Source organism: Bifidobacterium aquikefiri, assembly GCF_002259795.1.
GTDB lineage: Bacteria > Actinomycetota > Actinomycetes > Actinomycetales > Bifidobacteriaceae > Bombiscardovia > Bombiscardovia aquikefiri.
In genome coordinates this window covers 1-10,061 of sequence record NZ_MWXA01000007.1, presented here as the reverse complement: position 1 = coordinate 10,061, position 10,061 = coordinate 1, and the positions used below count along the sequence as shown (strand labels likewise).

General features: G+C 51.0%; 8 protein-coding genes. 7 read left to right on the top strand and 1 reads right to left on the bottom strand.

Annotated features, from left to right (window positions below):
- Positions 1 to 370: 370 nt before the first annotated feature.
- Both BAQU_RS07470 and gap read left to right on the top strand, forming a co-directional pair.
- Positions 371 to 970 (top strand): TetR/AcrR family transcriptional regulator, encoded by a 600-nt coding sequence (locus BAQU_RS07470; RefSeq protein ID WP_158215671.1) that lies wholly within the window; start codon positions 371 to 373, stop codon positions 968 to 970.
- A 112-nt stretch (positions 971 to 1,082) separates the two neighbouring features.
- Entirely contained in the window at positions 1,083 to 2,090 is a 1,008-nt protein-coding gene (gene gap, locus BAQU_RS07465; RefSeq protein ID WP_094694329.1) for a type I glyceraldehyde-3-phosphate dehydrogenase, read from the top strand.
- A gap of 31 nt (positions 2,091 to 2,121) precedes the next feature.
- On the opposite strand, the gene BAQU_RS07460 is transcribed toward gap, so the two are convergent.
- Positions 2,122 to 3,927, bottom strand: a complete 1,806-nt coding sequence (locus tag BAQU_RS07460) for a glycoside hydrolase family 13 protein (RefSeq protein ID WP_094694327.1) — start codon at positions 3,925 to 3,927, stop codon at positions 2,122 to 2,124.
- Between the two features lie 138 nt (positions 3,928 to 4,065).
- Between BAQU_RS07460 and BAQU_RS07455 the strand changes: the two genes are divergently transcribed.
- The 5 genes from BAQU_RS07455 to BAQU_RS07435 form a co-directional block, all read left to right on the top strand.
- Positions 4,066 to 5,070, top strand: coding sequence for a LacI family DNA-binding transcriptional regulator (locus tag BAQU_RS07455; protein ID WP_094694325.1), 1,005 nt, complete (start codon positions 4,066 to 4,068; stop codon positions 5,068 to 5,070).
- 160 nt (positions 5,071 to 5,230) lie between these two features.
- Positions 5,231 to 6,481 (top strand): sugar ABC transporter substrate-binding protein, encoded by a 1,251-nt coding sequence (locus BAQU_RS07450; protein ID WP_094694323.1) that lies wholly within the window; start codon positions 5,231 to 5,233, stop codon positions 6,479 to 6,481.
- Between the two features lie 152 nt (positions 6,482 to 6,633).
- Entirely contained in the window at positions 6,634 to 8,244 is a 1,611-nt protein-coding gene (locus tag BAQU_RS07445) for an ABC transporter permease subunit (RefSeq protein WP_094694321.1), read from the top strand.
- Positions 8,244 to 9,194 (top strand): sugar ABC transporter permease, encoded by a 951-nt coding sequence (locus tag BAQU_RS07440; protein WP_094694319.1) that lies wholly within the window; start codon positions 8,244 to 8,246, stop codon positions 9,192 to 9,194. Before BAQU_RS07445 ends, BAQU_RS07440 begins: the two co-directional genes overlap by 1 nt.
- A 361-nt stretch (positions 9,195 to 9,555) precedes the next feature.
- Positions 9,556 to 10,061, top strand: a 506-nt coding sequence (locus BAQU_RS07435) for a transposase (RefSeq protein WP_211277143.1), incomplete at its 3' end; no start/stop codon positions are given.

Below are 10,061 nucleotides of genomic sequence, written 5' to 3'. Positions count from 1 at the left end.
AACAATCGTTGCATGCAGACAATATGCCAATATGAAAAACTCCGTCATGAATCATGCATCAGAAGGGCAACCTACGTCTCATCTACCGGTTCCTGCCATCAAGGCCTCCATCTGTCAGGCGGCAGTCATGAGAACGTTATGGATTTCGGGTTTGCTGCCGTGTTGGTTGATCGCAGTCGATTGCGGATCGCATGCATTCCCGCTGTAGACCGTCCAGTGGTGATTTTCTGTGCATGAGTAATTGTCGACGTTGGTATGGTTGCAATGCTTCCTGTTCATTGGGCTGCCGATGCAGGTGTTCCTGGGAAGGAGCATAGGTTGGCTGCGGGCCTACTTGACAGTGTACATACTAGTAGTTACACTTTTGGGTATGACAAGTTCTTCAATATCGTCCCGGAATCGTCTTGTTATGGCTATGAGCCGGCTGCTGTGGGAGCGCGGCTACGCGGACACGAGTCCGCATGAAGTACTGCATGCCGCAGGGGTCGGGCAGGGGAGCATGTACCACTTTTTTGCGGGCAAGCATGATCTTGCGTTGGAGGCGTTACGCCATAACGTTGCGCAGTCTTTCGGCGGGCGTGAGATTCTTGAGGAATCGGGCTCTCCGCTGGACCGCATTGAACGCTATCTGCGCGTTCCCCGTGCTGGAACTCGGGGCTGTCGTATCGGGCGCATGACTCAAGACCCGCAGGTGTTTGACGACCCTGAGATGATCGCGCTGATCGCTGAAGCATTTCAGCGCCAGCTAACCCTGTGGACTGGAGTGTTGCAGGAGGCCGTCGATGTCGGCGAGCTGCCTGCGACCGTGAATGCAGAGGATCTGGCTCGCACGATGGTCGCAGTGATTCAGGGCGGATACGTGCTTGCGCGAGCGAACCATGCTCAGCTGCCGATGGACCAGGCGGTGAATGGAATTATCGGTGTCCTGCACGCCCTGAGCGCAGAGCATGGGGCGAATGCCAGCACATGAATGCGGCAGGGTTGTCCGAGGCGGGTTCGCCGTCCGGCCGCGCTGCATCTCGATGGTGCGTTCATGATTGTGTTCATGTCATCTTGTCCCTCTAAGAGAAAGTGAATGTGAGATGAGTATCAATATAGGTATCAATGGTTTTGGTCGTATCGGCCGCACGTATGTCCGTGCGGCGCTGAGCAGCCACGCAGATGTCAATGTTGTGGCGGTCAACGACATCACCGATGTGGCAACGCTCGCCGACCTGTTGGAGTGGGATTCCATCAATGGTCATCTCGATGGGGTGAGCGTCGACGGGGACAGCATCCGCGTGGGGTCTTCAAGGATTCGGGTGTTCTCACAACGTGACCCGTCGCTGATTCCCTGGGCGCAGGTCGGTGCCGACGTGGTGGTTGAGTCGACTGGCAGGTTCACCGATGCGCAGGATGCGCGGGCGCATCTGCAGGGCGGCGCGAAGAAGGTCTTGATTTCTGCGCCGGCCAAGGGCGATGCACAGGCCATCATTCTTGGTGTGAATGACAACACGCTTGACGTGTCGCGCTATGACGTGTTCTCCAACGGATCGTGCACCACGAACAGCCTGGCACCTCTGGCCAAGGTGCTCAACGATGCCTTCGGCATCGAAAGTGGTCTTATGACCACCGTGCACGCATACACCAGCGATCAGCGCATTCATGACGCGCCGCACCATGATCTGCGCCGTGCCCGTGCGGCCGCCCTCTCGACCATCCCGACCACGTCGGGGGCTGCACGCACGATCGGCAAGATCATTCCCGAACTTGACGGCAAGCTCACCGGTCTGGCTCTGCGCGTTCCGGTGCCAGTGGGTTCGATCACCGATCTCACTGTGGTCACCAGACAGCACACCGATGTCGAGTCGGTCAACGCAGCGTTCCGCGAGGCAGCCAACGGTGAACTTGCACGCTATCTCGCATATAACGAGGCGCCGATCGTTTCACGTGACATTACCGGCAACCCGCATTCCACGATCTTTGATGCCCCACTGACCCAGGCCCGCGGCAGCCAGGTCAAGGTGTTCGGCTGGTATGACAACGAATGGGCATTCTCCAACAGACTCGTCGAGTTCTCCGAAAAGATTGGCAACACCATCAAGCAATGATCCACTGCTTATGTATCATGGCAGTTCCGTACTATGACACTTGCCAAATATGGAAGGAAGGCCCTTCGGACGGCATTCGCCGACCTGCGATGAGATCTGTACCTCCATATACATCGGTGCCGTTGACTGTTGATATAAGGGGCTTGTGAGGCGCTCGACTGACCTCAATGAGCAGTGTCTCGGTGTTGTCAGCCCGCTCAAAGATGATCGAATTCGTATCGGAGTTGAACCAACGGATGCCTCCATCTTGCAGTGCTGGATGATTGGCCCTCAGAGTCATTAATTGTTGGTAAAGCGAATATGTGTTTACATCCCATTGGTGTTTGTCCCAGGGAAAAGGTTGACGGCCCGCTTCAAGGCTATTGCCTTCGACGCCCACTTCGTCGCCTGAGAAGATTGACGGAATGCCCGGTAACGTCATGAGAAGAGCAATGCCAAGGGGTTGAAATTCCTTGGATATCGTGCGGAAACGTGCAGTATCATGCGAATCTAGTAGGTTCATGCTGGTGATGTATGACTGCCAGGGGATCAGTGAGGCATATTCCTGCATCATCTGGGCAAGCTCGTTTCCGCCAATTGATTCGGCTTCTCCCGGTGCGCCCCAGCTGTTGCCATCTTGATATGGCCCAATCCATGCCCAGATAGGTTTTGTGAACCAGCTGTAGGCCATGATGCCCTGCCATCCATCCCCTTGGAGTGCGGCTGATGCATCAAATTGGTGCTCTGCGATCAAGAGCAGGTCTGGACGCGTCTGGTCCATTGTCTTCCGCGTTTCGCTGGCAACAAGATGTCCCAGGTCAATATCATGGTATTTTCCCGCTGCTTGAGCCACATCAATGCGCCATCCATCAAGTCCGAAATCGCGAATGTAGCGGGCCACCACTGAATTTGAACCCGAATACAGTCGTCGACGCAGCTGAGGGGAGCGATGATCGAGTTTGGGCAGGCTGCTTGCACCGTTGAAACAGGCATAGGAATATGGAGGGTTTCGATCAATATAATAGAAGCCCGCTTCCGGGCTTTCTGGCTGGGATAATCCGGTGGTGAACCATTCATGGCTGATGCCGGTATGGTTCAACGTTAAATCACCGATCAGATGCATGCCACGCTGATGTATTGCTGCCGTCAGGGTTTTCAATGCTTCATTGCCACCAAGCAATGGGTCTACACATTCAAAGGTCGAGGCATCATAGCGATGGTTCGATTGTCCGGGGAAGAATGGCGTCACATAGATGGTATTGGCTCCGAGTCCCTGAATGTAGTCTAGTTTTTCGGTAATGCCCCAGAGTGAGCCACCATAGACTTGGTGCACCCCATCCGGTGTATTGGCAGCTACAGGGGTTTCCCATTCGGCAGGAATTGCCCACTGTGGGTATGGGGGTAGGGGGTGACTTCTCGATCGTGCGAAGCGATCGGGGAATATTTGATAGATGACGGCGCTTTTGGCCCAATGGGGAGCATGATGAACAGACAATTTGAAATCTTGCGCATCGGGGATATTGTGTTCGTGCAGTCCCGCTCCATTGAGCCAAAGGGTTGTGCGATCCGTTTGCGCCATGAACCGATAGCTCGTCAGAGTATTGATGATGTCGATGGAAACGGTCCACCATGTTTCAGCGGTTTCTGCGTGGTGCCTCGAAACTTTGGCTTTTCTATATTGGGGTTCACCATCGACGACAACTCGCACATAGACACTCTTGACGTGCAAAGAATCAGCGAAACGGGCGGATACTTCGACAACCGTGCCGAGTTCAGGACGGGAGTTGCTCACATAACAGCCTGAACCATCGTGATGAGCCAGAGGAGCCTGCAATAGATCAACGTCTTCGTCATTCATGGTATTCCCTAATATTCTTGAAATGTTCAATTCTTCCTTTACGTTAATGCCCAATTACAAATCAAGATTGATTTTTCAGTTGAATGATTTAAATTTCAAAGATTTGCAAAGAAATTTCTTGTGCTGCATAATGAGCCTATGACTTCTCGAATAGATCAGATAGCTAAGCAGGCAGCGGTCAGCAAAGCAACGGTGTCCCGGGTTCTTAATGAGCGACCAGGAGTGAGCACACGATTGCAGAAGGCTGTGCTCACGGCGATTGATGTTCTTGGTCTGGAACGCCCCAATGGTTTACGGCCCCGCAGTTCAGGCCTGGTTGGTCTCATCATACCGAGTCTGGAAGATCCGATATATCCGATTTTTGCCCAGGTCGTTCAGACAAATCTAGGCAATCTTGGATACACTCCGGTGCTGTGCATTCAAGACTCAGGTAGCACCAAAGAAGATGAATATGTTGGGATATTATTGGATCGTGGTGTTTCCGGCATTATCTTTGTTGCAGGCCGTCATTCAGACACCAAGTTTGACAATGCCCATTACGAAAATCTAGAGGCTCAGCACCTTCCCATGGTATTTGTCAATGGGTTCATGAAAGGGATTTCCGCGCCTTTTGTTTCTTGCGATGATCAGGCTGCTGGGAAGTTGGCTGTTCGTCATCTGTTCACTCTTGGTCATCGTCGTATCGGACTCTTGCTGTCATCCGCGACCAATGTTTCTGACATACGGCTCGCTGAAGGCTATTGTGATGCCATGAAGCGTGCGTTTGGTGAGACACATGAAGATTGGATTGATGTCAGTTTCACCGGTGAAGAAGGGGGCTATGCCGGTGCCATTCGTCTGCTGGAAAAAGGTATGACAGGTATCGTCTGTGATTCGGATTTGTTGGCCATCGGGGCGATTCATGCTTTGCAGCAGCATGGGAAACAGGTTCCCCAGGATATATCAGTGGTCGGATATGGTGATTCAAAGATGATGACATATATGGCCACGCCCCTGACAACGGTGCGCCAACCTATGTTGGCGATGGGTACCTTCACTGCGCATACTCTTGTTGATTGCATTAACGGTAGCGAAATGCCATCGGGAGAGTCCCTATTTCCGCCGGAGTTGGTTATTCGCGGTTCCACGGCAGCGCATCAGTAACGATTGTGCAATGAAAGCTATGAAAAAATACATCAGATATAAGAAATATCTTTACAGAAAGTAGAAATATTTTTATAGAATGCTTCAGAGCTTCTATACTCTTCGATTAAGGACTTCATCACGTATTGCGGGATGATCCTGAAAAAAGAAGGGGGACACTATGGCAGTCTTTTCAAAACGTAGCATCGTGGCTGCGGCTGCGATGACCAGCGCAATGTTGGTGGCTTTGACGGGATGCGGTTCCACAGGTGCTTCGAATACCAACGCATCGGTTTCAGCAGGCTCCAGCACAATAACGGTCTGGGCTGATGCTGATCATACGGCCACATTGAAAAGTGTGGCGGCAGAATTCACCAAGAAAACTGGTGTCAAAGTCAAGCTTGTGCAGAAGGATATGGGTTCGATCGAGCAAGATATGATCACACAGATACCGGCTGGCAAGGGACCTGATGTTGCGATTGGCCCAAATGATTGGACTGGCTTATTGGCCACTGACGGCGTGATTCAGCCAATCGAGCTGGGTAATATGAAGTCGGCATATCAAAAGGTTGCCATTGACGCTTTCAATTACAACGGCAATATTTATGGGTTGCCGTATTCGGTTGAAAATGTGGCTTTGATCCGTAACACCCAACTCGCTCCGAACGCTCCAAGCTCGTGGGATGATATGGCCACCACGGCGACCGCCGCGAAAACGAAGTATCCATATTTGCTGCAGGTCGGCTCGCAGGGCGATTCCTACACGATGTATCCTGTTCAAACGTCTTTCGGATCATTCGTTTTTGGACAGAACAGCGATGGCTCATACAATGCGAAGAAGCTCACCGTTGGCGATGCGAATGGTCTTGCCTTCGCTAAATGGGTGCAGACTCAGGCCAAAGCAGGAAATCTGAGCACATCGATGACGGCTGATATTGCACTGTCAAAGTTCGAACAAGGTCAGTCACCCTATATCATTACCGGTCCATGGAATATCAGTGCCATTCAGAAGGCTGGTATCAAGATTGCGGTTGATCCGATTCCTTCCGCCGGTGGCCAGGCTGCTAAACCATTTGTCGGTGTCAATGGTTTCTTCCTGAGCGCCAAGAGCAAGAACAAGCTGGCTGCAACCAACTTTCTGACAACATACATTGGAAGTGAAAAGGTTCAGCAAGCCCTATTCAAGTCTGGTGGAGTGCCATCTGCGTTGACTAAGGCATACAATGCTGAGGCTCAATCGGATTCTGTGATACAAGGATTCAAAAAGGCTGGTGAAAACGGCGTGCCAATGCCAAACATTACGCAGATGTCGTCTGTTTGGCAGTATCTGAATGCCGCTGAAGTCTCGATCATCAACAATCAAGGTGATTCGTCAACTCTGTGGAACAATATGGCTGATTCCATCAAATCTTCGATTGCAAAACAGTCATAGCTGGTAAGTGCCTCCTGAAGAAAGCAATCAAGCGGAGAGCAAAGCACAACCTGCCCGTTGACGGGAGAATAGCCGTTGCGATTTTGGAGTTGCACTCTATTCATCCACAGTAGTCAGTGGGCAGATTGTCAAACAAGGAGAGAGTGACAATCATGATACAGCATGATTCTTCGCCGAGTCGAAAAGATATCAGGAAGAAGAAGCAGGCGAATCGGGTCGCGAGCCAGGCAAGCACTCGGATTGGTACGATGCTGATTAAAATCGTTCTACTTGGTCTCGTGGATGCCTTAAGCGCTTATTCTGCCTTCATGTTAGCCGAACAGGGAAATTGGATCATTCTTTCAATCGTCGTGGCAACCACCATCGTGGTTAACTGGATCTATTTCCGTCGTGATGGACTGGTGGCTAAATATCTCACTCCGGGTTTGATCTTTCTGCTGATTTTTCAACTTTTTGCAATTTGCTATTCAACCTATATCGCTTTTACCGATTATGGCACAGGGCACAACAGTACAAAGGAACAAGCGATAAGTTCGCTCATCCAATCTTCACAGAGAAGGGTGCAGGGATCGGCATCATACAAAATTTCCATAGTTGAATGTGGAAAGACGCTTAACTTTCTCGTCACCATGCCACACGGTGAAGCCCAAATAGGCAGCGAAAAGACTCCACTCCATGAAGTTGCCAGTGCCACCAAGGATGATGCAGGTCAGGCTGTCTCAACGCCTGGATGCTCCACGCTGAGCTTTAACGACCTCTTGAGCCGGCAGGACGAAGTGACCTCAATGCGTGTTCCGATGAGTGCTGATTCTCAGGATGGCACTTTGAAAACAGCAGATGGACAAACGGCGCTGGTATACAAATCCTTACTGAAATATGATGCTGCGAAAGACATCATGATCAACACGCAAACACGGGTAAGATATTACGATACTGGAGTAGGAGCCTTTACATCCAAGGGCGGGAGTCGGTTATCGCCGGGATGGCAGATTAATGTCGGGATATCAAACTTTCGTCAAGTTTTCACTTCCCAAGAGATGCGTGGGCCTTTCCTCCAAGTCTTAGTGTGGACTATTGAATTTTCAGTGATATCAGTTGCCTCAACATTCGTTCTGGGCCTTCTTCTGGCCCTTGTGTTTAACAATTCGCGCATGAAAGGACGCGCTGTCTATAGGTCAATCTTGATTTTGCCATACGCCTTCCCAGCATTTCTATCAGCTCTTGTGTGGCAAGGATTATTGAATGAGAAATTCGGTTATATCAACCAAGTCCTGCTGCACGGTGTCGATATTCCTTGGCTGGAATCACCTGCGCTTGCAAAGATTGCTGTTTTGATAGTTAATCTTTGGCTCGGTTTCCCATACATGTTCCTGGTTTCCATGGGTGCCCTGCAATCGATTCCGAAAGATCTTTCAGAAGCTGCCGAACTTGATGGGGCAAATGCATGGCAGATCTTCAGATTAATCAAGTTCCCGCTGCTCCTGGTATCAATCGCACCATTATTGATTTCGTCGTTTGCCATGAACTTCAATAATTTCAACCTCATCTATATGCTGACCAACGGTGGGCCGATCAATGCCAATACGAACATGAACGTTGGAAGCACTGACATCTTGATCTCAATGGTTTATAAGATCGCTTTTGTTGGTGCCGACCGCAACTATGGACTGGCGTCTGCCTTCTCAATCATTATCTTTATCGTGGTGGCTGTTGTCTCGGCAATAGGCTTTAGAGCTTCACGATCCTTGGAGGAGTTGAACTGATGAGAAATACAATTGTTGAAAGATCTGCTCAAAGAATCACAGAGTCTGGTAGCAACTCAGCCGAGTCAAAGACGCAAAAGTCCAGTCCAAGGTTCTTCCAGTTCGCACGTTGGTTCAGAAGAACTGGGTGGAGGCACTGCGTTGCAGTGGTGGCCTGTTGCTTTGCCGGATTCCCCATTCTCTATATCCTGTCAGCATCGTTGAATCAGCAGGGCACTTTGATGTCGGCCAACAATCTTTTCTCGCATGTCGCCATTGACAATTACATTCAGCTGTTTCACCTGCCCGAGCAGCCTTATGGCGATTGGTATATCAATACAATCGTGATTGGTCTGTCCACTGCAATCTCTTCGGTTGTTGTGGGAGCTCTCGCAGCATATGCTTTTTCGCGATTAAGATTCGCAGGTCGACGGGTGGGACTGTTGGCTTTAATCCTGTTGCAGATGTTCCCTCAGATTCTCTCGATTGTTGCGATTTATTTGCTTCTCACCAACATCGGTTACATTGTTCCTGCCCTTGGCATCGATAGCCAGCTAGCCCTTATCTGCGTATATCTAGGAGGAGCGTTGGGAACGAATACCTACCTTATGTATGGTTTCTTCAACACGGTTCCTAAAGAAATTGATGAGGCTGCAAAGATTGATGGAGCTGGTCACGCCCGGATTTTCTTCACGATCATTCTTCCCCTGGTGACACCAATTCTGGCAGTGATCGCCTTGCTCTCATTCATAGGGACGGTGAGCGAATATGCCGTGGCAAGTACCGTTCTCGTCGCTCCACAGAAACAAACCTTGGCTGTGGGACTTTATGCATTTGTCTCCCAGCAGTTCTCGCAGAATTGGGGACTTTTCTCAGCAGGAGCAGTATTGGCGGCGGTTCCTGTAGTCATATTTTTCCTCTTCCTGCAAAGATACATTGTGTCTGGATTGACTGCCGGCTCTGTTAAATAGTCAGATGCTCAGATAGGCAGTTATTCTTCACGGTGTTGAACTGAGTTGAAGATGCCTGCGGTCTATAGGGAAATGCCGTGCCATGAAGCCCGCGTCAGAAAAGTCATCATTTCATGCGGAATACGGCATTGCGCAGTATCAGAAAGGAGATGAGCGATAACTGACTTCGTTGAAAGTCTCGGTTATGGGTGGAAGACAGCGTCGTCTTCCTGACGATTTCTATTTTTAACAAGCGAGATAATTATGCCAAGATAACGTCCGGATTCTTGCGCAGTTTTGAGGTGGTGGGAGCATAGCCCGTCCTGTGTGTACGATTTTCAATCGCTGAAAGAGAAAACCGATTGGAAAGCAGGTACGGGCCATGCCCAAGCACATTTTACAGGTGAATCAACCCATGTTCGAGACCCAACTGGACCGGATGGTGAGCGAGAAGGTCACCGAGATCCTCAACCGGATGCTGGACGCCGAGGCCGACGAGATCACCGGCGCGGCCCGCTACGAGCGTTCCTGCGGCAGGAAGGCGTATCGTGCCGGCCATTACGAACGCGATCTGACGGTCAAGGCCGGCAAATTGAGTGTGAGGGTGCCGAAGCTGAAGGGCGCCCTGTTCGAGTCGGCGGTCATCGAACGGTACCGACGCCGGGAGGAGAGCGTGGAGGAGGCCTTGATCGACATGTACCTGGCGGGCGTGTCCACCCGCCGCGTCGACGACATCTCCCAGGCGCTGTGGGGAGCGCGGATGCCGTCGCAGACCCTGTCGGACAAGCTCAGGAAGGTCTACGGGGACATCGACGCCTGGCGCGAACGCCCGCTATCCCAGCCCTACCCGTATGTGTTCATGGACGGCGTGTGGCACAAGCGTTCGTG

What these genes read in the sequence shown, in the direction of transcription:
- BAQU_RS07445 (WP_094694321.1), top strand. Translation starts at nt 6,634, where the DNA reads ATGATACAGCATGATTCTTCGCCGAGTCGAAAAGATATCAGGAAGAAG.
- BAQU_RS07450 (WP_094694323.1), top strand. Translation starts at nt 5,231, where the DNA reads ATGGCAGTCTTTTCAAAACGTAGCATCGTGGCTGCGGCTGCGATGACC.
- BAQU_RS07460 (WP_094694327.1), bottom strand. Translation starts at nt 3,927, where the DNA reads ATGAATGACGAAGACGTTGATCTATTGCAGGCTCCTCTGGCTCATCAC.
- gap (WP_094694329.1), top strand. Translation starts at nt 1,083, where the DNA reads ATGAGTATCAATATAGGTATCAATGGTTTTGGTCGTATCGGCCGCACG.
- BAQU_RS07455 (WP_094694325.1), top strand. Translation starts at nt 4,066, where the DNA reads ATGACTTCTCGAATAGATCAGATAGCTAAGCAGGCAGCGGTCAGCAAA.
- BAQU_RS07440 (WP_094694319.1), top strand. Translation starts at nt 8,244, where the DNA reads ATGAGAAATACAATTGTTGAAAGATCTGCTCAAAGAATCACAGAGTCT.
- BAQU_RS07470 (WP_158215671.1), top strand. Translation starts at nt 371, where the DNA reads ATGACAAGTTCTTCAATATCGTCCCGGAATCGTCTTGTTATGGCTATG.